Here is a 21,055-nt window from a genome sequence, read left to right as displayed (position 1 = left end):
GTTGGTCGCGTGCGGACCGTCTACCCCGTGGACGGAACCCGAGGACCGGAGGTAACACGGTGGACGACGCGGAGCTCTTCGAGGCGCACCGGGCGCACCTGCGCGGGGTGGCGTACCGCATGCTCGGCTCCCTGACCGAGGCCGACGACGCCGTGCAGGAGACGTGGCTGCGGATGTCGCGGTCCGGCACGGACGACGTCGTGAACCTGCGGGCCTGGCTCACGACCGTCGTCTCGCGGGTGTGCCTGGACCTGCTGCGCTCGCGGGCGGCGCGCCGCGAGGACCCGCTCGACGTCCACGTGCCCGACCCGGTGGTCCGGGCGCTGCCGGGCTCCGGGACGGTCGCCGTGGAGGGCCCGGAGGAGCGGGCGCTCCTCGCGGACTCGGTGGGCCTCGCGCTGCTGGTCGTCCTCGACACGCTGTCGCCGTCGGAACGGCTCGCGTTCGTGCTGCACGACGTGTTCGCGGTGCCGTTCGACGAGATCGGCGCCGTCCTCGACCGCTCCCCGGGCGCCGCGAAGCAGCTCGCGAGCCGGGCGCGCGGCCGCCTGCGCGCGGCGGGCCCGCACGCCGACCCGGGCCGGGTGCGCGGGGCCGACGCGCGACACCACCGCGACGTCGTCGAGGCGTTCGTCGCGGCGTCGCGGGACGGCGACCTCGAGCGCCTCGCTCACCTGCTCGCCCCCGACGTCACGCTGCGCGCCGACGCGGGTGCGGGCCCCGCCGGCCCGTCGCGCACCGTCCGGGGTCCGGAGGCCGTCATCGCGCAGGCACGCCAGTTCGCGACCCTGTCCTCGGCTGCGCGCCTGGTGCTCGTCAACGGGGTCGCCGGGGTCCTCGTCGCGCCGCACGGCAGGCCGTTCGCGGTCCTCGGCTTCACCGTCGACGACGGCCGCGTCACCGAGATCGACATCCTCGCCGACCCCGAGCGCCTCGCCCGGCTCGACCTCGCCGACGTGCTCGGCTGACGCCGTCGAGACGCCACCCCACGGCTCGCCGGCGTGGAATCACCGCTCGAGGAAGGCCGGCAGCCCGAATCGTGGGAAGAGTCCCGGATCGGTGAACAAGGTGATCCGGCTCAGGTGGGACCTGGTCGTCGCGAGCACGACGATCGCGAACGGGAGGTACGTCCGCCCCGCCCCGCGGTGGTACGCCGCCGCGCCGAGCTGACCGTTCGCCGCGACAGGAAGCATCCGCCAGTCCCCGGGGTGCCCGACGGCCTGAGCCTCGACGAACGGGGCACACGTGGCGTTGCCCGAGAACCAGGTCGTCGTCCCGGTCATCTCCAGGACGGTGTCCTCCGTGAGCAGGCGCGCGACCGCCCCGGCGTCGGACCGTTCGAAGGCCGCCATGTACCGGTCCAGGACCAGCCGGGCCGCGGGGTCCGTGGGCTCGACGAGGTCGGAGTCGCTGACGGACGACTCGGCGAGGCGGCCCCGCGCACGCTGCAGGAGGCTCTTGACCGCGACGACCGACACCCCGAGCAGTTCCGCCGCCTCGGCCGCGGGGAGCTCGAGCACCTCGCACAGGACCAGGGCGGCACGTTGACGAGGCGGGAGGAGCTGCAACGACGCCACCAGGGCGAGCCGCACCCGGTGGCGTGCGGCGACGACCTCCGCGGGGTCGGCACGCTCGTCGAGCACGAGGCCGTCCGGCACCGGCTCGAGCCACACCACCTCGCCGGGCGGCGACGCCACCGGAGCGTACGGGTCGTCCGTCGGGGCGCCGAGCCCCGACGGCAGAGGACGCCGTCGCGCGCGGTCCAGCGCGGACAGGCACACGTTGGTCGCGATCCGGTAGAGCCACGTCCGCACGGAGGACCGGCCCTCGAACCCGTCGAACGACCGCCACGCCCGCAGGTACGTCTCCTGGACCAGGTCCTCGGCGTCGCCGAGGGAACCCGTCATCCGGTAGCAGTGCGCGAACAGCTCCCGCCGGTAGGGAGCCGTCGCCTCCTCGAAGTCGTCCGTCGTCACGTCGGGCACGGTCACATCACCTACCGACTCGCGAGGCCGCCCGAAAGAATCGGGCCCGCCGCGATTCCTCCGGGCCGCGCCACGGGTCGGCACGGGGTATGACGACACAGAGATTCCTCGACCCCTATCGGCACGGCAGCCCCCACGACGTCGCCCGGCAGACCGCCGAGCGCGTCCTCGCGGGCCCCCACCTGTCCGTCCTGTCGACCACCAACCCTGACGGCTCCCCGCAGTCGTCGGTGATCTTCGTCGCGCGCGACGGCGACGACATCCTCTTCAGCACGATCGAGGGCCGTCGCAAGACCTCGAACATGCAGCGCGACCCCCGCGTGAACCTGCTGGTCCACGGCCTGCCCGGGGCCGACGCGAGCACCGCCTACGCCACCGTCTCCGGGACCGTCGAGCTCGTCGACGACCCGGACGGCGCCTTCCACCGGACGATGTACGGGCAGCACATGGGCGGTGCCACCCCACCACCCGAACCGGGCGCGCACCGGTTCGTGGTGCGACTGTCCCCCACCCGGACCTACGCACCGCCCCCGCCGACCGCCCCCTGAGACTCCGCACGGACGGCGCGGCCGGCGCCACCCGCCCCGCGAGGGCGGACGGCACCGGCCGCGTCCCGGACGCTCAGGCCCGGTCCGTCACGACGCCTCCCTCCCGCTCACCGGCAAGAACCCCGCCAACCCCGGCGACGTGCTCGTCGTCAGCGCCACCTGGTTCAGCACGATCCCGGCCTCACGCGCCGCCAGGGTCACCGTGTGCAGCCCCGGCGTCAGGTCCAGGCCCGCCCCCGCCGTGCCCGTGCTCCCGTACCAGGACTCGAACCCCGTCTCCGGCGCGCTCTTGCCCGACTGGTAGCGCCACGACCCGTCCACCACCACGTGGTACGAGTCCGCGTCCCCGTTCGGATGGCTCGAGTTCACGAACAGGTAGTACGTGCCCCCCGTGCCCACGTCCACCCGGAACGTCAGCTGCGGCGGAGCCCCCGCCGCCGTGCTCCCGTTCACCTCGTCCGACGACCCCGCCTCCAGCAGTGCCTCCCCCTCCGCCGGCGTCGTCGCCAACCACTGCGCCTTCGCCGACGAGATCGCCGGCGGGACCACCTGCAGCCCGTTGCGGCCCAGCGCCCACGTGTGGACGCCGTCGTTGCCGTCGGTCGTCCGTGCGGACTCGCTCTCCTCGAGCGCGTCAGCGACGTCCAGCACCACCAGACCACCCCGCTCCACGAAGGCGCCCGTCGGGGCGCTCGCAGACCGGTGCACCGTCACCGGGAGGGCCCACAGGCCCCCGTCCGCGTCGGCGACGGTGATCTCCGCCGTCCCGACCCGCCGCCCGGTCACGGTCGCCTTCCCGTCGGACACCGCCACCGTCGCCGCCGTCGGGTTGTCCGACGCCGCCGCCGACGCCGCCCCCGTCACGCCCTCCACGGTCACCGACGCGCCGACCGTGGTCGAGGACGCCGGCAGCCCGTGCGGTGGGGTCGCGGTCGCACGGCTGCTCGTCGGACGGAACCCGCTGAAGCCCGGCGACGTGCTCGTCGTGAGCGCCACCTGGTTCAGCACGATCCCGGCCTCGCGCGCCGCCAGGGTGACCGTGTGGACGCCCGCCGACAGCTTCAACGCAGCACCGTCGACGCCGACGCTGCCGTACCACGTCTCCGACCCGGTCTCCGGCGACGTCTTGCCCGACTGGTAGCGCCACGTCCCGTCGACGGCGACGTGGTACGAGTCCGCATTGTCGTTCGGGTGGCTGGAGTTCACGAACAGGTAGTAGGTGCCCGCTGTCCGGATGTCGACCTGGAAGTCCAGGCGCGGGGGTGCGCCCGACGCCGTGCTCCCGTTGAGGACGTCCTTCGGACCCGCCGCGAGCAGGGCGTCGCCCTGGGCCGGCGTCGTCGCGATCCAGTTGGCCTTGGCGCTCGCGTCGGCGGGCGGCACGACCTGGAGCCCGTTGCGGGCCAGCGTCCACGTGTGGACGCCGTCGTTGCCGTCGGTCGTCCGTGCGGACGCGCTCTCCTCGAGCGCGTCGGCCGTGTCCACGACGACCAGGCCCCCCTTCTCCACGTACGGCCCCGTCGAGGTGACCGCCCCGCGGTCCACGGTGACGGACAGGACCCAGGCCTCACCGTCCGTGTCGGTGACGGAGACCTCCGCCTTCCCGACCCGGCGCCCCGTGACGCTGAGCTTCCCGTCGTCCACGCTCACCGTCGCCGCCGTGGTGTTGTCCGACTCCGCGGACGCGACTCCCCCGACGACCCCGTCGACGGCGGCCGTGGCGCCGACCGTCGTCTCGACCGGAGCGAGCCGGTGCAGCGCGGGCAGGTTCGACGGCAGCGCCGCGACCGTGGCCTTCTGCGCGGCCGCGACGGTGTTCGGGCTCTCCGTCGGCCCGACGAGACCGTCCCCGACCGCGCCCGCCCGCGTCTCGATCACGATCCGGTCGAACAGGATCGCCGCGTCCGACCGATAGACCGTGAGGTCGTGCCAGCCCGCGGTCTTCACGTCGACCGTGAAGTCCAGGGGCTCGGTGCCGTGCATGATGTTGAACCCCCACGGGCTCGTGCTCGTCCCCGCGACCGAGTTGCCCCGCAGGAGCGTGGGCGTCGCGTCGTCGAGGCCGACCGCCGTGCGCGCGGTCTTCGCGGTCCCGTCGTCGTTCGTGCCCTCGTTGAGCGTCGGCACCCGGTAGAACGTCCCGGTGAACGTGCCCGTCGACCGGAAGTACACCCGGTACGTCAGGCGCGCCGTCTTCTCGAAGCCGTCGTCGACCCGCGGTGCGGTCTCCGGGTAGCTCCCCATCACCGAACCGCGCTGACCCACGCCCTGCTGCGCGGCCCACCTGCTCCCGTCGGCGCCCCGGACGTTCGACGAGAAGTGCTCCGCCTCGAGCGCCACGTACCCGTTCGCCTCCAGGTGGACCGGCCCCTTGACCCGGTGCAGGTCCACGACCGGCCGCTCCGACACCACGGTGAACGTCGCCACCGGGTCACCGGACTTCTTGCCGCGGACGGCGTCGAACACCCGGATCGTGGCCGTCGCCGCCGGGTGCTGCTTGCCCACCGTCACGACGACCCGCTGCTCGGTCGCGACCGTGCCGGACCGCCTCGACAGCGTGAGCCACGACGCGTCCGTCTCCGCGACCCACCCGTGCGGGCTCGCCACGTCGTCCCGGTTGAACACGTCGAAGAACCGCTCGTCGTCCGGCGCCGCCGCGTCGAACCGCAACGTGCCCGCGCCCGGCTCCATGCCTCCCTCCGCGGCCGCCCCCACGCCCGCGACCGGCTTCTCGACCCGCGCGTACCGGTCGTTCGTCAGCATCACCGTGCCCTCGTTCGGGAACCCCTCCGGGTGGCTGTGCCCGATGATCCCCGCCCACTTGCCGTCGCTCAGGGCGTTCCACGTCTGCTCGTCCGTGAAGATCCGGTCCCGCGCCGCCTTCGACAGCAGCTCGTAGCTGCCGGCGCTCGCGTACCGGCCCTGCGACGCCGCGAGCTGGTTCTTCTCGTAGTAGCCGATCTGCTCGGCCATGTTCCGGTAGGACCGGACGCGGTAGAGCACCTGCTCGTAGAACGCGGCCCGGTAGGACGGGTCGAGCTTCGCCGACACGCCCTGCAGGATGCGGACGAGGTCGTCGGACTCGTCGATGTACCGCTGGAGCTCGTCGCCGTCGGACGTGGCGCTGAACGGGAACACCTCGCCGTCGTGGATCCGGCCGGACGTCGCGCTGGACGTGTTCACCTCACCCCAGAACTCCGCCCGCTTGGTGCTCTCGAGCGTGTCGAACCGGCCGAGGGCGTCCGCGACGGTCCGCGCGTTCTTGCCGTGCAGCCCGTAGTCCCGCTCGACGTCCTGGGTCAGGAACGTGGACTCGATGTTCGTGTCGTCGTAGCCGTCGACGTCCCAGGCGAGCTTGGAGAACAGCTCGAGCTTCATGTCCCCCGGCTTGATGTCACCGACGTTGAGCACCCAGTACCGCTGGACGCCCGAGCTCCATGCGCGGTGCAGCTGCTGCACCATGAGCGACATCGGCGTCGAGTTGAGCCAGAGGTAGCTCTTCGGCTCGCCCCAGTAGGACACGTGGTAGTACACGCCGTTGCCGCCCGCGCGTGCGGCCTCGGTCTGGGTCGGCACCTGGCGCAGGTAGCCGTAGTTGTCCTCGGCCCACATGAGCGTCACGTCGGCCGGGATGTACTTCTTGAGGCCCTGGTTGTAAAGGTCGTTCATCTCCTTGTACGGGATGAACACCTGCGGGACCGCGTCCTCGGCGCCGTACGTGTCGGCGATGATCCGACGCTGCTCGCGGATGACGTCGGCCTCCATCTCGACCTTGTCCTTGAACCCGTACGGGTTGTCGGCCGTGAAGGCGGCGTTGTTGTCGCTGACGCCGCGGATGCCCAGCACGATGATGCTCTCGAAGTCGGAGTTCGCCTCGATGCGCTCACGCCAGTACTGGAGGATCGCCGGCTTGTTGATCGAGTAGTCGTAGGCGGCGTTCGAGTCCGACCCCTTGATGTCGTACTTCGTCTTGTTCGCCGTGTACCACTGGCGCCACTCGCCCTCGTTGTTGCGCAGCATGGGCTCGGCGTGCGACGTCGACGCGATCACCCCGTACTCCGCGGCCTCCTGCGCGTTGACCGGTGTGCCGTCGTCGTACGTCCCGGTGTCCGTCGCGGCGTTGAAAGCCGTCCCCGCCCCGTGCATCGCCGGCCACAGCGTGTCGAGGCGCAGGCGCAGGATGAGCTCGAAGACGTGCCGGTAGTAGTTGACGTCCACCGTCCCGTCCGCGGTCGGGAACTTCTTCCGCGCCCACGCCAGCGTGCGCTCCTCGTCGTTGATGAAGAAGCCGCGGTACTTGACGCTCGGCCCCTCCTCGACGTGCGTCTTCCCCTTGACCGCGACCGTCGTCTGCCGCTGGACCGGGACGTCGCTGAACCAGTACCAGGGCGAGACACCGATCTCCTCGGAGATCGAGTACGTGCCGTAGATCGTGCCGCGGGCGTCGCTGCCCGCGATCACGAGGGCGCGGTCGACGCCGGGGAGCGGGTCCTTGATCGTCTTGGTGGCGTAGGCCTCCCACTTCCCCCGGATCCCAGCCGCCTCGTCGAACTTGCCCGCCTTCACGATCCGATCGATCAGCGGGCTCTGCCCCACCTCGCCGACGATGATCGCCGTCCGCTGCGGCGTCGCCGACGTCAGCAGCGCCGGGACCCTGGCCGGGTCGGCACCGTCGAGCCGCGCGGCCTCGGCGTTCTCGTCGTCGGCGAGAAGGCTCTGGACCGCGTGCGCGTCGATCCCGCCCGTGACCATCGCGACGTCCTGCCGCAGGTCCTGGACCGCGCGGCGCACCTGCGTGTAGTCGCGGTCGCCGTGGTCGCCCTCGTACCCCGCGTCCATGAGGATCGGCGTGGTCCGCGTCCCGTCGTAGACGGTGAAGCCCGACGACGACCTCGCGGCGGCGTGCGTCACCGCCTGCGCAGAGCCGGCGGTCACCGCCGTGAACGACGCGGCCACCAGCGAGCCGGCCGCCACGGCCGCTCCCCATCGCCTCGTCCGCCCTACGAAGCCGCGCTCGTGCTGCACTCCTGGACCACTCTGTCCGGCCTGCGCCATCTCTCGCTCCTCTCGCTCCTGCGTGCCTGCCCCTGCCCTGCCTCTCCGGCGGACGACGTCGTCGTCCGTGTCGGCGGGAGGGGGTCCCCGCCCGGTCGACGGGCGGGTCGGGGGCGGTGCGGCGCTCCTGAGCGTGACGGTGCGTCGTGGAGCGCGTGCCATGACGACTCCCGGGGTCGGGCTCCGGCCGTCGTTGGCGCGAAGCGTCGTACCGAGTGTGCAAACGATTCCGCAGCACGTCAAGAGGTGGGGACGGAGCAACTGACAACGAGGGACATGATCCACGTGTCTGTCCAGGTAGTGAGCCGATTTGTTCGATCGGCCTGCCGAACTACCGCCCCGCTGAGCATGCAATCGTTTCCGCCCCGTCCGCCAACCGCGTCTCCCGGCGCGCGGACGGGTACGCGAAATCCACATGCCCCCGCCGGAGATAAGGGAACGCCACACAAAACCGGGGACCGTCTTGATCCGTTTGTTGCACAGAGCGAATCATGACGAGCGACCCGCACCGTGCGGGCCGTGCGGCAGTTCGGCCCGGGCACCGTCCTGCCCCGGACCTGGCCAGGACAAGGAGATCAACGATGAGGCTGAGACTCGAGTCACGACTGGGAGGGGCGGTGGCCGTCGGCGCCCTCGCTCTGGGCGGGGGCCTGGTGACCGCCACCGCGGCGCACGCCGCCGGCACCACCTGCTCGGCGGCGTGGAGCGCGTCGACCGTCTACACGGGCGGGCAGACGGCGAGCGAGAACGGCGTCAACTACACGGCGAACTGGTGGACCCAGGGCGACGACCCCGCCACGCACAACGGCGCCGGGGGCACCGGACAGCCGTGGACCTCCCAGGGGGCCTGCACCGGTGGCAGCTCCGACCCCGGTGACGGTGGCACGACCGACCCCGGCGACGGCGGGAACCCGGGCGGCGGCACGGGCGACGGCTCCGGCGTCGTGTTCGCGCCGTACAAGGACATCACCGTCCTGATGGGCTGGAACACGAACACGATGCGCACCGCGGCCGGCGGCTCCACGCTCCCCCTCGTCGGCGCGAACAGCTTCGTCTCGAAGGTCGTCCCGAACCTGGGTGCGATCACGCTCGCCTTCGCGACCGGCACCTGCCAGAACGAGGGCTGGGCCGGCGTCAACGCGCAGAGCTTCGTCTCCGCGAACATCGGGGCGCTCGACGCCGCCGACCTCGACTACACCGTCTCGACGGGCGGAGCCGCCGGGTCCTTCACGTGCAGCTCGGGCGCCGACCTCGAGAAGTTCATCGCCCGGTACGCCACGCCGCACCTGATCGGGATCGACTTCGACATCGAGAACGGGATGTCCAGCTCCGACATCGCGAACCTCGTGAACGCCGCGGCACAGGCCGAGTCGGCCTACCCGAACCTGCGCTTCTCGTTCACCCTGGCCACCTGGGCGGGCTCGGACGGCAGCCATGCGGGCGTCAACGCACTCGGCACCTCGGTCGTCAACGCGATCAAGGCGTCCTCGCTCTCGCACTACACGATCGACCTCATGGTGATGGACTACGGCGGCCCGTCGGCCGCCGTGTGCGTCGTGTCGAACGGCCAGTGCCAGATGGGCCGGTCCGCGATCCAGGCGGCCGAGAACCTCGAGTACACGTTCGGGATCCCCGCGAGCAAGATCGAGCTGTGCCCGATGATCGGCCCGAACGACGTCGCCGGCGAGAACTTCTCCCTGTCCGACGTCGACACCGTGACGAGCTACGTCAAGACGCACGGCCTCGCCGGGATCCGGTACTGGTCGCTCGACCGCGACTCCGGAGCCCAGTACACGAAGCGGTTCCTCCAGGACCTCGGTCGCTGACCGGGGCCGTCACCGCGACGCCGGAGGCCGTCCCGCACCTCGGGGCGGCCTCCGGCATGTCCTCGTGCGCCCCCGTCGTCGAGGCGTGTTGGGGCTGCGGTGCAGGGTGCGGTGGTGAGAGTGATACGAGTCCGCTTGGCACAGTATTTCTTTCGGTCTCCTCGTCGAACGCCTGACCCCTGGTCGACGGTGAGTGCCTGCTCGTCGGCGCCTTCCTGCAAGCCCCCGGCAGTCGGCCCCGAATCCCCGTGCGGGACCGCGACCCGCTTCCCTACGCTCTCCCCATGACGATTCGGGCCGCAGCCCCGGCCGACTCCCCCGCCGTCGACGCCGTGGTCGCGGCCGCGTTCGGCGCCCACGGTCCCCGCGTGCTCGAGATGATGCACCGCCTCGACGCCACCGAGGCCACGCGCCTCGACCTCGTCGCGGACGAGGACGACGACGTCGTCGGGCACGTCAGGCTCAGCCGGGCGTGGATCGACGCCAGCGAACGGCTGGTGGAGATCCTCATGCTCACTCCCCTGGCCGTCGAGCCCTCCCGCCAGAGCCAGGGCATCGGGACGCTGCTGCTCGACACCGCCCTCGCCGCGGCCGACGCGGCGCACTCCCCCGCCGTCGTCCTCGAGGGCTCCCCAGGCTTCTACGCCCGGCGCGGCTTCGTCCCCGCGGCGTCGCACGGACTCCTCCGCCCGTCGCGCCGCATCCCCGAGCCTGCGTTCCAGGTGGCGCCGCTCTCCGCCCACCTCCCGTGGATGGTCGGACGCGTCGTCTACCCCGAGGCGATGTGGCAGACCGACACCGTCGGCCTGCGCGACCCCGAGCTCGAGCAGCTGGACGGCCCTTCTCGCTCGTGAGCGCTGCCGCGCGGAGCGCAGGCGCGACCCTGCGGGTGTGGCCCGCACCGCTTGGCACACTATTCGATGCTATGAACGACACAGAAGAGGCGGTCTCCGGTGCGAACCGAAAACCGCCTCTGGACCAAGCCGATGCTGGTCGGGCTGACAGGATTTGAACCTGCGACCCCCTGACCCCCAGTCAGGTGCGCTACCAAGCTGCGCCACAGCCCGTCGGTGCCGAACGCCCGTCCACAGACGAGACCCCGGGCACCGAGGTGGTCCCTCAGGACCGACGGTAATGCTACCCCAACTCCGGCACCCGCTCCGACCACTTTCGGTCCCCCACCTCGTCGGACGGGTGGCCGGCCAGGTCGTGCGCAGGACGCCGGCCAGGTCCTACGGTGGGAGCGTCCGGCCGGTGCCGCCGGACCCGACCGACGCCGGGAGGCCTGTGATGCGGTTCGACTACGACTACGTGATCGTCGGCGGGGGGATGTCCGCGGACACCGCGGCCCGCGGGATCCGGGAGCTGGACCCCGACGGCAGCATCGCGATCCTGTCCGAGGACGTCGACGAGCCGTACGAGCGTCCGCCGCTCTCGAAGGACCTCTGGCGCGACGCCGACCGCTCCCCCGACTCCGTCTACCTGGGCACCGCCGAGGCCGCCCGAGCCGACGTCCGCACGTCGACGCGCGTCACGAGCGTCGACCGCGAGCGCCACGTCGTCGTGGCGAACGACGACGACGAGTACGGCTATCGTGCGCTGCTGCTCGCGACGGGTGGCCGGCCGCGCGAGCTGAACCTCCCGCCGAGCCCGCGGGTGGTGTACTACCGGTCGTTCGGCGACTTTCACCGGGTCCGCGAGCTGGCGGACGAGGCCCGGGCGCAGGCGGGTGACGCGGACGCGGGGCGCGTGGTCGTCGTCGGGGGCGGGTACATCGGGACGGAGGTCGCGGCGGGGATCGCGATGGCGGGGGCGCCCGTGACCTATCTCACGGCGGACCCGGTCCCGGGCGCGAAGACGTACCCGGAGGTGCTGGCCCGGCGGATCGAGGCCCGGTACGCGGAGCACGGCGTCGACGTGGTGACGAGGGCACGGGCGACGGGGCTGGAGCAGACGGAGCCGGACCGTGTCCTGGTGCACACGGAGGTGGACGGGTCTTCGGTGACGTTGTCGGGGATCGGCGTGGTGGTGGGCTTCGGGATCGAGCCGAACGTGGAGCTGGCGGTCGCGGCGGGCATCGACGTGGACGACGAGCAGCACGGGGTGGTGGTCGACGAGGCCTTCCGCACGAGCGACCCGGACGTGTTCGCGTCGGGCGACATCGCGTTGTACCCGGACCGGCTGCTCGGTACGCGCCGGGTGGAGCACGTGGATCACGCCCAGCACTCGGGCCGCACGGCGGGGCGGAACATGGCGGCGTCGGTGCTGGGCAACGAGCTGGGGCCGTACGAGTACACGCCGTTCTACTACTCGGACATCTTCGACCTGGGGTACGAGGCGGTGGGCGTCCTCGACGCGAGCCTGGACCTCGTCGAGGACTGGGCTCCGGGCGCGGAGGGCGACACGGGGGTCGTCTACTACGTGGGCACCGAGGAGTCGGGTGACGCGGGGAAGCTCAAGGGGGTGCTGCTGTGGAACGTGTGGGACTCCACGGACAGGGCGCGGGAGCTGTTGGGCGAGTTCCACGAGCCGGGCTCGGTCACCGGCCCGGACGTGTTGCGGGGCCGCATCCCGACCACGTGATCGGCGCCTGACGACGCCGGGGTCCGTACCCGTCCGCGGGAGCGGGCGGACGCGGACCCCGGAGTCGCTGCGAGGGGCGGGTCAGCGCTTGCGCTTCTCGCGGACGCGCACGGAGATCTCGAGGGGCGTGCCCTCGAACCCGAACGTCTCGCGCAGGCGGCGCTCGACGAACCGGCGGTAGCCGGCCTCGAGGAACCCGGACGCGAAGATCACGAAGCGCGGCGGGCGGGTGGACGCCTGGGTCGCGAAGAGGATGCGCGGCTGCTTGCCGCCACGCAGCGGGTGCGGGTGGGCGGCGACGAGCTCGCCGAGGAACGCGTTGAGCCGGCCCGTGGGGATGCGGGTGTCCCAGGAGTCGAGGGACTTCTCGAGGGCGGGGACGAGGCGGTCGGCGTGCCAGCCGGTCTTCGCGGAGACGTTGACGCGCGGCGCCCACTGGACCTGGACGAGCTCGCGCTCGATCTCGCGCTCGAGGTAGTGGCGGCGGTCCTCGTCCATGAGGTCCCACTTGTTGTAGGCGATGACGAGGGCGCGGCCGGCGTCGACGACCTGGGAGATGACGCGGGTGTCCTGCTCGGTGAGGGTCTCGGACGCGTCGAGCAGGACGACGGCGACCTCGGCCTTCTCGATCGCGGCCTGCGTGCGCAGGCTCGCGTAGAAGTCGGCGCCCTTGGTCTGGTGGACGCGGCGGCGGATGCCGGCGGTGTCGACGAACCACCACGGGATGCCCTTGAGCTCGACGAGCTCGTCGACGGGGTCGCGCGTGGTGCCCGCGGTCTCGTGCACGACGACGCGCTCGGAGCCGGCGAGCTTGTTGAGGAGCGAGGACTTGCCGACGTTGGGGCGTCCGACGAGGGCGACGCGGCGGGGCCCGTCGGGCAGGGGGACGCCGTGCGCCGACTCCGTGGGCAGGGCGGCCATCGCGGCGTCGAGCAGGTCCCCCGTCCCGCGCCCGTGCAGCGAGGAGACCGGGAAGGGCTCGCCGAGCCCGAGGCTCCACAGCGCGGTCGCGTCGGCCTCGCCACGCGGCCCGTCGACCTTGTTGGCGCACAGCACCACCGGCTTCTTGGACTTGCGCAGGAGCCGCACGACGTCCTCGTCGGTCGCGGTCGCACCGACCGTGGCGTCCACGACGAAGACGACGGCGTCGGCGAGCGAGATCGCGACCTCGGCCTGCTCCGCGACGCGCGCGTCGATCCCCGCGACGTCGACCTCCCAGCCGCCCGTGTCGACGAGCGTAAACCGGCGCCCGGCCCACTCCGCGGGGTAGCTCACGCGGTCGCGCGTGACGCCGGGCGTGTCCTCGACGACGGCCTCGCGCCGGCCGAGGATGCGGTTCACGAGCGTCGACTTGCCGACGTTGGGGCGTCCCACGACCGCGAGCACGGGCAGGACCTCGGGCTCGTCGCCCCGCTCCTCGGCGAGCTCGCCGACGTCGAGGAGGGCGAGGTCGGAGTCGTCGAGGTCGTACTCGCGCAGCCCGGCGCGCAGCGCGCGCTCGCGCGCGAGGTCGTCCGCCTCGTCGGGCAGGCGCGCGACGTCGAGCTCACGGGCGTCCTCGGCGTCGTCGGGCACGCCGGACACCGGAAGGTCGGGGGTGGTCATGGACCGATTCTCCCAGGTGCTGGCCGCCACGACGAACCGCGGCGCTCAGTCGCGCAGCGGGTCGTCCTGCGGCAGCCCGATCCCGGTGCGCGCGCTCACGGCGTGGACGTGCGCGGCGAGACCGTCGCGGATGGTCTCCGCGGCCCGCGCGATCGCTTCCTTGCCGCTCACGCCGGCCTCGCGGACGACGTCGATCGGCGCGCCGAACTCGACGTGCAGCCGGGACCGCAGCCGCGGCAGGCTGTTGACGCTGCGGCCGGTGCGCCGCGTCCCGAGCATCGCGGTCGGCACCACGCGGGCGTGCCCGTTGAGCGCGAGCCAGGCGATGCCCGCGCGGGCCCCGGAGAAGTCGCCGCGCCCGCGCGTGCCTTCGGGGAAGACGCCGACGGCGTCACCGCGGCGCAGCACCCCGAGCCCCGTGGCGAGCGCGCGGCGGCCGCCGTCGCGGTCGACGGGGATCTGACCCGAGGCCTGGAGGATCCACCCGACCGGCCCCACCCACATCGACTCCTTGACGAGGATGTGCAGGCCGCGGGGCGCGACGCCGAGGAGGAGCGGCCCGTCGAGCAGGCCCGTGTGGTTCGCGGCGACGATGACGGGGCCGTCGACCGGGACGTGCTCCGCGCCCAGGACGCGGGCGTTCCAGACGACGCGGCCGAGGAACCGGCCGACCCATCGTGACCACGCGGGGCCGACGGCGCTGGGCAGGTCCTGGTCCACGCGCTGCGCCCGGTTCATGCGTCGGTGCGCTCGGTGCCCGCCTCGTCGGCGGCGGTCGCCGTGAGCCGGGCGACCACGGCGAGCACCGCGTCGACGGTCTGCTCCAGGTCGAGCTCGGACGAGTCGACCGTCGCGACCCCGTCGGCGGCGACGGTGAACTGCGAGACGGTCGAGTCGTCGGCGTCGCGGCGCACGATCTGGTCGCGCGTGGCCTCGACGGCGTGCGCGGCGTCCGAGCCGTGGAGCTCGCGGGCCCGGCGCGCGAGGCGCGCCTCCTCGCTCGCCGTCAGGAGGACGCGGACGTCGGCGTCGGGCGCGACGACCGTGGTGATGTCGCGCCCCTCGGCGACGATCCCGCGTCCGCCCGAGAATCCGCCGAGCTTCTCGGCGTCGATCGCGGCGCGCTGCAGACGACGCAGCTCGTCCCGGACCGCGAGGTTCGTCGCGACGGCGCTCACGGCGGTCGAGACCTCCGTCGTGCGGATCGCGGCGCCCACGTCCTCGCCGTCGACGTGCACCGCGGGCGCATCGGGGTCGACGCCCATGACCAGCGGCAGGGCCTCGACCGCGGCGGCCACGGCGTCCGCGTCGGCGAGGTCCACGTCCGTGTGCCGGCACCACCAGGTCGCCGCGCGGTACATGGCGCCGGTGTCGAGGTACGCGAGGCCGAGGCGGCGGGCGACCGCCTTCGAGACGCTTGACTTGCCGGAGCCCGAGGGCCCGTCGATGGCGATGACGATGGTCACGTGCGTGGGATCCGTCCTGCTCGGGGAAGGGGGGACCGGGAGGGCCCGGTCAGGAGACTACTGCGCCCGCGGAGCCGGTCTCACTGCGCGAGGTCACGGCGCAGCGCCGTCGCGCCGTGCAGGTACACGTGCCGCACGGCACCGCGCGGCACGTCCAGGTCGGCGTGCGCCATGATCCGCACGACGCGTGGGAGCGCGTGCGGTACCGCGATCTCGACGGCGCACAGCAGGGGGACGTCGCCGAGCCCCATCTCGCGTGCGGCCGCGGCCGGGAAGTCGCTCGTCAGGTCCGGGGTGCACGTGAACACGATCGAGATCAGCGCGTCGGTGTCGACCTCGTTCTGCGCCAGGACCTCCGCCACGAGCTCGCGGGTGCGCGCGAACAGGTGCTCGCGCTCGTCGACGTCGAGCTGGGTGGCGCCGCGGATCGCCCGGACCGCCATCAGCGTCTCCCTCTCACAGCCCGACCTCCGCCATGAGGCTGCCGAGCTCGTCGCGTCCCAGGACCCGCGTCCGGCCCGGCTTGAGCGCGCCGAGGTGGACGGGCCCGATCTGGGTGCGCAGCAGGCGCGTCACGGGGAAGCCGAGCTCGTCGAACAGACGCCGGACGATCCGGTTGCGACCCTCGTGCAGCTCGATCTCGACGAGCGACTGCTGGGGCGTCCGGTCGACCACGCGGTAGTGGTCGGCCTTCACGGGCCCGTCCTCGAGCTCCACGCCCCGCAGGACGGTGCGCCGCACGCCGTCGGGCACCCGGCCGTCGAGCGTCGCGAGGTACGTCTTCGCGACCTCGTAGCGGGGGTGCGTGAGGCGGTTCGCGAGCTCGCCGTCGTTCGTGAGCAGCAGGAGGCCCTCGCTGTCGGCGTCCAGACGGCCGACGTGGTACAGCCGCTCGGACCGGTCGGCGACGAAGGGCGCCAGGTCGGGGCGCCCCTCGTCGTCGTGCATCGAGGACACCACGCCGAGCGGCTTGTTGAGCGCGATCGTCACGAGGGACGTGTCGAGCTGCACCCGCAGCCCGTCCACGTGCACGACGGCCTTGGCCGGGTCGACGCGGAGGCCCAGCTCGCGCACGCGCACGCCGTCGACCTCGACGCGGCCCGCGGCGATGATCTCCTCGCATGCCCGCCGCGAGCCGTAGCCCGCGGTCGCCAGGACCTTCTGCAGCCGCACGCCGTCCGGGTCGTGGACGTCCCTGTCCTGACTGGCCTTGCTGCCGGGGCTTGCGCCGTCAGGGCGGCGGCGGGGCGGTCGGGCTGGGCTCACGGGTCTCCTCGTTCGGTCGTCGGCGCCGCGGTGGTCGGCGCCACGGTCAGCCCTGCTGCGGCGTGCTCTCCCGCGCGGGGCGGAGCGCCGTCTCGATCGCGTCGTCGAGCGTGTCGAGATCCGGCAGGTGCGGGGCCAGCGGAGGCAGCTCGTCGAGCGACGAGAAGCCCATCCGCTCCAAGAAGTATCCCGTAGTCCCGTACAGGACCGCACCCGTCGACGGGTCGGTGCCCACCTCGGCGACCAGGCCTCGCGACGTGAGGGTCCGCACCACCCCGTCCACGTTCACCCCGCGCACCGCGGAGACCTGTCCGCGCGTGACGGGCTGCCGGTAGGCGACGACCGCGAGCGTCTCGAGGGCCGCCTGGGTCAGGCGCGCCGTCTGGCCCTCCAGCACGAACCGCCCGACGACGTCCGCGAACGCGGGCGCCGAGTAGATCCGCCACCCTCCCCCGGCCTCGCGCAGCTCGAACCCGCGCGGCGGCGCGACGACCTCGCCGTCCACCTCGCCGCGGTACGCGGCCGCGAGCTCGTGGAGGACCTCCTCGACCTCCGCCACGGGCAGCGCGACGACGCTCGCCAGCCGGTCCACGGGCACCGGCTCGTCGACGACCATGAGCACGGCCTCGAGCGCGGCGTGCACGCCGCCCGGCAGCGCGTGGACGTCCGGGACCTCGGGCTCGGGCGCGTCGGGCCCGGCGCCCTCCGCGTGGGCGCCCTCCGCCTCGGCGCCCGGCACGTCCGTGACCGACGTCTCCGCGTCCGGGTCGGGTCGCTGCTCGTCGGTCATGCGGGAACCTCCTGCGCGTCCGCCGCCACGGGGTCGGTGCCGGCGGGGTCGCTCACGTCGTCGTAGTCGGTCTGGAGCGTGTCGGCCGTGTCGTCGTCGCCCCCGGCCCACCGGACCGTGAGCTCGCCGAGCGGTGCGACCTGGTCGAACCCGACGAGCCCCTCGCGGAACAGCTCGAGCAGCGCGAGGAACCGGGCGACCACGACGACCACCTCCCCGGCGTCCGCGGTGAGCGCACGGAAGGACGCGGCGCCGTCGTGCCGGAGCCGGTCCGCGAGGACGACGGCCTGCTCGCGCACGCTGACCGCGGGCGCGTGCAGGTGCGCGAGGTCCACGCCGGGCGGCGGGGCCTTCGGGGCGAGGGCGCGCGCCGCGAGGAGCGCGAGCTCGTCGGGGCCGACCTGCCACACCAGCTCCGGGAGCAGCGCGGCCAGGTGCGGCTCGAGCGCGACGAGGCGCGGGAACCGGCGGCCCTCGGTGTCGAGCCGCTCCCGGACCACGTCGGCGACCTGCTTGTAGGCGCGGTACTGCAGGAGCCGGGCGAACAGCAGGTCGCGCGCCTCGAGGAGCTCGAGGTCCTCGGCGTCGTCGACCTCGCCGGTCGGCAGCAGGCGGGCCGCCTTGAGGTCGAGCAGCGTCGCAGCCACCACGAGGAACTCGCTCGCCGTCGACAGGTCCCAGCCCGTGCCGGTGCCGTCCGACGCCGCCGACTCCGCGGCCCGGATGTACCCGATGAACTCGTCGGTCACCTGCGCGAGCGCGACCTCGGTGATGTCGAGCTTGTGCTTCGAGATCAGGGAGAGCAGCAGGTCGAACGGCCCGGAGAAGTTCTCCAGGTGGACCTCGAAGCCCCCGCTGCGCCCTTCCGGCTCGGACGGTTCGACTGGGGCCGCGTCAGGCGGCGTCGCCACGCGCGACCAGCTCTCGGGCGAGCTGCCGGTACGCCGTGGCGCCCGCGTGCGTCGGGGCGTAGACCGTGATGGGCTCGGCGGCCACGGACGCGTCGGGGAACTTCACCGTCCGGCCGATGACCGTGTGGAACAGGGTGTCGCCGAACGCCTCGTAGACGCGCTGGACGACCTCGCGCGCGTGCAGCGTCCGCGAGTCGAACATCGTCGCGAGGATCCCGTCGATCTCCAGGCGCGGGTTGAGCCGGTCGCGCACCTTCTCGATGGTCTCCACGAGCAGCGCGACGCCGCGCAGCGCGAAGAACTCGCACTCGAGCGGGATCATCACGCCGTGCGCCGCTGTGAGCGCGTTCACGGTGAGCAGGCCGAGCGACGGCTGGCAGTCGACGAGGATCACGTCGTACTCGTCGACGACGTCGCGCAGCGCGCGGGACAGCACGCTCTCGCGCGCCACCTCCCCCACGAGCTGCACCTCGGCCGCCGACAGGTCGATGTTCGCCGGCACCAGGTCGAGGCCCTCGATGTCGGTCGGGCGCAGCACGTCGTGCAGCGTCGTGCCGCGCTCCATCATGGCGTTGTAGACGGTCCGGTCGAGCTCGTTCGGGTTGACGCCGAGGCCCACGGACGCGGCGCCCTGCGGGTCGAAGTCGACGACGAGCACCCTGCGGCCGTACTCGGCGAGCGCGGCACCCAGGCTGATCGTCGTCGTGGTCTTGCCGACGCCGCCCTTCTGGTTGCACAGCGCGATGATGCGGCCCGGCCCGTGCGTGGCCAGGGGCTCCGGCACGGGGAACTCGGGGAGCTCGCGGCCCACGGGGTCGAGCAGCGGCCCGTCGTGCTCCTGCCGGACCGGTGACGCCGACGGCGGGGCCGGACTGGCCTCCGGTGCGCGCGCGGGCGCGCCGTCGTGCCCCCCGGACGGGCGCTGCGGGGGCAGCGGGGCCGACAGGGTCGGCAGCGTCTGCTCGGTGCTCTCGCTCGATGCCTGGCTGCTCACGCAGCCAACCTACAACAGCGCCTGCGCGCAGGTTCGGAGCGTCGCCGGGCGCGCCGGGCCTCGGTTCGCGCCGGGTCCGGGCCGAGCGCTCAGCCCAGCGCGCGGGGGTGCGTGGCCGCGTACACCTCGCGGAGCGCGTCGGGGGTCACGAGCGTGTAGAGCTGCGTCGTCGTGACGGACGCGTGCCCGAGGAGCTCCTGGACCACGCGCACGTCCGCTCCGCCCGCGAGCAGGTGGGTCGCGAACGAGTGCCGGAGCGTGTGGGGCGACACGTGCGCCCCCAGGCCCGCGCGCTCCGCCGCGCCGCGCAGCACGGCCCAGGCGCTCTGCCGGCTCATGCGCGCGCCGCGGGCGTTGAGGAACACCGCGGGCGTGCCGCGGCCCCGCTGCGCGAGCTCAGGACGCGAGCGGACCAGGTAGGCGCCGACGGCGCGAGCCGCGTACGACCCGACGGGCACGACCCGCTCCTTGCTGCCCTTGCCGAACAGCCGCACCGCGGGCGCGCCGCCGTCCAGGTCGAGGTCGTCGACGTCGAGACCGACCGCCTCGGAGATGCGTGCGCCCGTCGAGTAGACGAGCTCGAGGAGCGCGGCGTCCCGGACCGGGACCGCGCCGTCGCCGAGCCCGGCGGCCTCGAGCAGCCGGCCCACGTCCTCGACGCTGATCGCCTTCGGCAGGCGACGCTCTCGCGCTGGGGCGCGGACGTCGTGCGCGGGGTTGGCGGGTGCCAGGCCCTCGCCCTCGCAGAAGCCGTGCCAGCCGCGGACCGCCGCGAGGCAGCGCGCCGTCGACGCCGCCGAGAGGACCGCGCGCCCGTCCCCGCCCGAGCGCAGCACCACGACGAACGCCTGCACGTGCGCGGCGGTGACGTCCGCGGGCACCCCGGCCCCGGCGGCCTCGAGGTAGTCGACGTAGCGGAGCAGGTCCCGGCGGTAGGCCGAGGTCGTGTTGACCGAGAGTCCCCGCTCGACCGTCAGATGGGCGAGGTACTGGTCGAGCGCGTCGCGCAGGGTCTCAGCCATCGGACGACGGCGGCCCTCAGAACGGGAGGAAGACGTCGACGCACACGGCCACGGACAGCAGCGTCAGGTACGTGATCGAGGCGTGGAACACCTTCATGGCGCCGAGCTTGCCCTGCTCGGGGTGCTCCGCACGGCGCAGCAGCCGGACGCACAGGAACAGGAACCACGCGCCGAGCGCGACCGCGCACACCACGTAGAACCACGTCATGTCGGCGAGCGGGACCAGCGCGAGCGAGCACGCGATCATCGCGACCGTGTACCAGATCATCTCGCGCGCGACCCGCGTGTCCTTGGCTACGACCGGCAGCATCGGGACGCCCGCGGCCGCGTAGTCCTTGCGGAACTTCATCGACAGCGGCCAGTAGTGCGGCGGCGTCCAGAAGAACACCACGCCGAACAGGGTCACCGGCGCCCACGACAGCGAGCCCGTCACGGCGGACCAGCCGATCAGCACCGGCATGCAGCCCGCGACCCCGCCCCAGACGATGTTCTGCGACGTCCGGCGCTTGAGGATGATCGTGTAGAAGACGACGTACAGGACGATCGCGCCGACGGCGAGGACCGCCGACATCGCGTTCACGAACGCGAGCAGCCAGGCCGTCGCGACGACGCCCAGGACGATCCCGAACGTGAGCGCCGCGGGGCCGCTGATCTCCCCCGTCGCCGTCGCCCGCTTGCGCGTGCGGTTCATCAGGCGGTCGATGTCGCGGTCGACGTAGCAGTTGAGGACGTTCGCGCTGCCGGCCGCGAGCGCCCCGCCGACGAGGGTCGCGACGACCAGCCAGAGCGAGGGGATGCCGCGCTCGGCCAGGATCATCGTGGGGATCGTCGTGACGAGCAGGAGCTCGATGATGCGGGGCTTGGTCAGCGAGACGTACGCGCCGACGCGGCGGCGGGTGCGTCCCCACCGGGTGCTCGGGTCCGACGGGGCGACACCCGCACCTCCGAGGGTGCCGAGATCGGGCGCGTCGTTCGTCGCTGCCTGGCTCATGGTGGTCACGCGG

General features: G+C 73.0%; 17 protein-coding genes and 1 tRNA gene. 5 read left to right on the top strand and 13 right to left on the bottom strand.

Annotated features, from left to right (window positions below):
• Positions 1-59 precede the first annotated feature (59 nt).
• Positions 60-968, top strand: a complete 909-nt coding sequence (locus ACFT5B_RS02615; RefSeq protein WP_386796413.1) for a sigma-70 family RNA polymerase sigma factor — start codon at positions 60-62, stop codon at positions 966-968.
• 39 nt (positions 969-1,007) lie between these two features.
• On the opposite strand, the gene ACFT5B_RS02610 is transcribed toward ACFT5B_RS02615, so the two are convergent.
• Positions 1,008-1,976, bottom strand: coding sequence for a sigma-70 family RNA polymerase sigma factor (locus ACFT5B_RS02610; RefSeq protein ID WP_386796412.1), 969 nt, complete (start codon positions 1,974-1,976; stop codon positions 1,008-1,010).
• Positions 1,977-2,074: 98 nt separating this feature from the next.
• Here ACFT5B_RS02610 and ACFT5B_RS02605 point away from each other — a divergent pair, with 98 nt between their 5' ends.
• The gene (locus ACFT5B_RS02605; protein WP_386796411.1) at positions 2,075-2,533 is read left to right on the top strand and encodes a PPOX class F420-dependent oxidoreductase; all 459 of its coding nucleotides are present in this window, start codon (positions 2,075-2,077) and stop codon (positions 2,531-2,533) included.
• Between the two features lie 87 nt (positions 2,534-2,620).
• Here the strand turns inward: ACFT5B_RS02605 and ACFT5B_RS02600 are convergent, their stop codons facing one another.
• The gene (locus ACFT5B_RS02600; RefSeq protein ID WP_386796410.1) at positions 2,621-7,507 is read right to left on the bottom strand and encodes a glycosyl hydrolase 115 family protein; all 4,887 of its coding nucleotides are present in this window, start codon (positions 7,505-7,507) and stop codon (positions 2,621-2,623) included.
• A 662-nt stretch (positions 7,508-8,169) separates the two neighbouring features.
• Between ACFT5B_RS02600 and ACFT5B_RS02595 the strand changes: the two genes are divergently transcribed.
• Both ACFT5B_RS02595 and ACFT5B_RS02590 read left to right on the top strand, forming a co-directional pair.
• On the top strand, positions 8,170-9,414 hold the full coding sequence (locus ACFT5B_RS02595) for a carbohydrate-binding protein (RefSeq protein WP_386796409.1): 1,245 nt from the start codon (positions 8,170-8,172) through the stop codon (positions 9,412-9,414).
• Positions 9,415-9,698: 284 nt separating this feature from the next.
• Positions 9,699-10,268, top strand: a complete 570-nt coding sequence (locus ACFT5B_RS02590) for a GNAT family N-acetyltransferase (RefSeq protein WP_386796408.1) — start codon at positions 9,699-9,701, stop codon at positions 10,266-10,268.
• Between the two features lie 136 nt (positions 10,269-10,404).
• Here ACFT5B_RS02590 and ACFT5B_RS02585 read toward each other — a convergent pair.
• A tRNA-Pro gene (locus tag ACFT5B_RS02585) sits at positions 10,405-10,481 on the bottom strand.
• 223 nt (positions 10,482-10,704) lie between these two features.
• Here ACFT5B_RS02585 and ACFT5B_RS02580 point away from each other — a divergent pair.
• On the top strand, positions 10,705-11,997 hold the full coding sequence (locus ACFT5B_RS02580; protein WP_386796407.1) for an NAD(P)/FAD-dependent oxidoreductase: 1,293 nt from the start codon (positions 10,705-10,707) through the stop codon (positions 11,995-11,997).
• Between the two features lie 81 nt (positions 11,998-12,078).
• On the opposite strand, the gene der is transcribed toward ACFT5B_RS02580, so the two are convergent.
• The 10 genes from der to ACFT5B_RS02530 all read right to left on the bottom strand — a co-directional run bounded on the left by der (position 12,079) and on the right by ACFT5B_RS02530 (position 21,042).
• Positions 12,079-13,602: a ribosome biogenesis GTPase Der gene (gene der / locus ACFT5B_RS02575; RefSeq protein WP_386796406.1), complete on the bottom strand. Its 1,524-nt coding sequence runs from the start codon at positions 13,600-13,602 to the stop codon at positions 12,079-12,081.
• A 45-nt stretch (positions 13,603-13,647) separates the two neighbouring features.
• Positions 13,648-14,340: a lysophospholipid acyltransferase family protein gene (locus ACFT5B_RS02570; protein ID WP_386796405.1), complete on the bottom strand. Its 693-nt coding sequence runs from the start codon at positions 14,338-14,340 to the stop codon at positions 13,648-13,650.
• On the bottom strand, positions 14,337-15,068 hold the full coding sequence (gene cmk / locus ACFT5B_RS02565; protein WP_386796404.1) for a (d)CMP kinase: 732 nt from the start codon (positions 15,066-15,068) through the stop codon (positions 14,337-14,339). Before cmk ends, ACFT5B_RS02570 begins: the two co-directional genes overlap by 4 nt.
• An 80-nt stretch (positions 15,069-15,148) precedes the next feature.
• Positions 15,149-15,511: a chorismate mutase gene (gene aroH / locus ACFT5B_RS02560; protein WP_386796403.1), complete on the bottom strand. Its 363-nt coding sequence runs from the start codon at positions 15,509-15,511 to the stop codon at positions 15,149-15,151.
• A gap of 13 nt (positions 15,512-15,524) precedes the next feature.
• Positions 15,525-16,334 carry a pseudouridine synthase gene (locus ACFT5B_RS02555; protein ID WP_386796402.1) on the bottom strand — a complete coding sequence of 270 codons (810 nt, stop codon included), beginning with the start codon at positions 16,332-16,334 and terminating at the stop codon, positions 15,525-15,527.
• Positions 16,335-16,380: 46 nt separating this feature from the next.
• Positions 16,381-17,124 carry an SMC-Scp complex subunit ScpB gene (locus tag ACFT5B_RS02550; protein WP_386796401.1) on the bottom strand — a complete coding sequence of 248 codons (744 nt, stop codon included), beginning with the start codon at positions 17,122-17,124 and terminating at the stop codon, positions 16,381-16,383.
• Positions 17,121-18,035 (bottom strand): segregation and condensation protein A, encoded by a 915-nt coding sequence (locus ACFT5B_RS02545; RefSeq protein ID WP_386796400.1) that lies wholly within the window; start codon positions 18,033-18,035, stop codon positions 17,121-17,123. Before ACFT5B_RS02545 ends, ACFT5B_RS02550 begins: the two co-directional genes overlap by 4 nt.
• On the bottom strand, positions 18,019-18,858 hold the full coding sequence (locus ACFT5B_RS02540; protein WP_386796430.1) for a ParA family protein: 840 nt from the start codon (positions 18,856-18,858) through the stop codon (positions 18,019-18,021). The genes ACFT5B_RS02545 and ACFT5B_RS02540 overlap by 17 nt, the downstream gene beginning before the upstream one ends.
• A 260-nt stretch (positions 18,859-19,118) precedes the next feature.
• Positions 19,119-20,051: a site-specific tyrosine recombinase XerD gene (locus tag ACFT5B_RS02535; protein ID WP_386796399.1), complete on the bottom strand. Its 933-nt coding sequence runs from the start codon at positions 20,049-20,051 to the stop codon at positions 19,119-19,121.
• Positions 20,052-20,067: 16 nt separating this feature from the next.
• Positions 20,068-21,042: a heme o synthase gene (locus tag ACFT5B_RS02530; RefSeq protein WP_386796429.1), complete on the bottom strand. Its 975-nt coding sequence runs from the start codon at positions 21,040-21,042 to the stop codon at positions 20,068-20,070.
• Positions 21,043-21,055 lie beyond the last annotated feature (13 nt).

This window comes from Luteimicrobium sp. NPDC057192, assembly GCF_042670205.1.
In the GTDB taxonomy this organism is placed as follows: domain Bacteria; phylum Actinomycetota; class Actinomycetes; order Actinomycetales; family Cellulomonadaceae; genus Luteimicrobium.
Note: the sequence above shows the minus strand (reverse complement) of the source record. Positions and strands in the feature narration are given on the sequence as shown.

Bases quoted from the DNA above. Each gene is read 5' to 3' on its own strand.
- ACFT5B_RS02605 (WP_386796411.1), top strand. From the start codon at position 2,075: ATGACGACACAGAGATTCCTCGACCCCTATCGGCACGGCAGCCCCCAC.
- ACFT5B_RS02595 (WP_386796409.1), top strand. From the start codon at position 8,170: ATGAGGCTGAGACTCGAGTCACGACTGGGAGGGGCGGTGGCCGTCGGC.
- ACFT5B_RS02590 (WP_386796408.1), top strand. From the start codon at position 9,699: ATGACGATTCGGGCCGCAGCCCCGGCCGACTCCCCCGCCGTCGACGCC.
- ACFT5B_RS02580 (WP_386796407.1), top strand. From the start codon at position 10,705: ATGCGGTTCGACTACGACTACGTGATCGTCGGCGGGGGGATGTCCGCG.
- der (WP_386796406.1), bottom strand. From the start codon at position 13,602: ATGACCACCCCCGACCTTCCGGTGTCCGGCGTGCCCGACGACGCCGAG.
- ACFT5B_RS02570 (WP_386796405.1), bottom strand. From the start codon at position 14,340: ATGAACCGGGCGCAGCGCGTGGACCAGGACCTGCCCAGCGCCGTCGGC.
- aroH (WP_386796403.1), bottom strand. From the start codon at position 15,511: ATGGCGGTCCGGGCGATCCGCGGCGCCACCCAGCTCGACGTCGACGAG.
- ACFT5B_RS02550 (WP_386796401.1), bottom strand. From the start codon at position 17,124: ATGACCGACGAGCAGCGACCCGACCCGGACGCGGAGACGTCGGTCACG.
- ACFT5B_RS02535 (WP_386796399.1), bottom strand. From the start codon at position 20,051: ATGGCTGAGACCCTGCGCGACGCGCTCGACCAGTACCTCGCCCATCTG.
- ACFT5B_RS02530 (WP_386796429.1), bottom strand. From the start codon at position 21,042: ATGAGCCAGGCAGCGACGAACGACGCGCCCGATCTCGGCACCCTCGGA.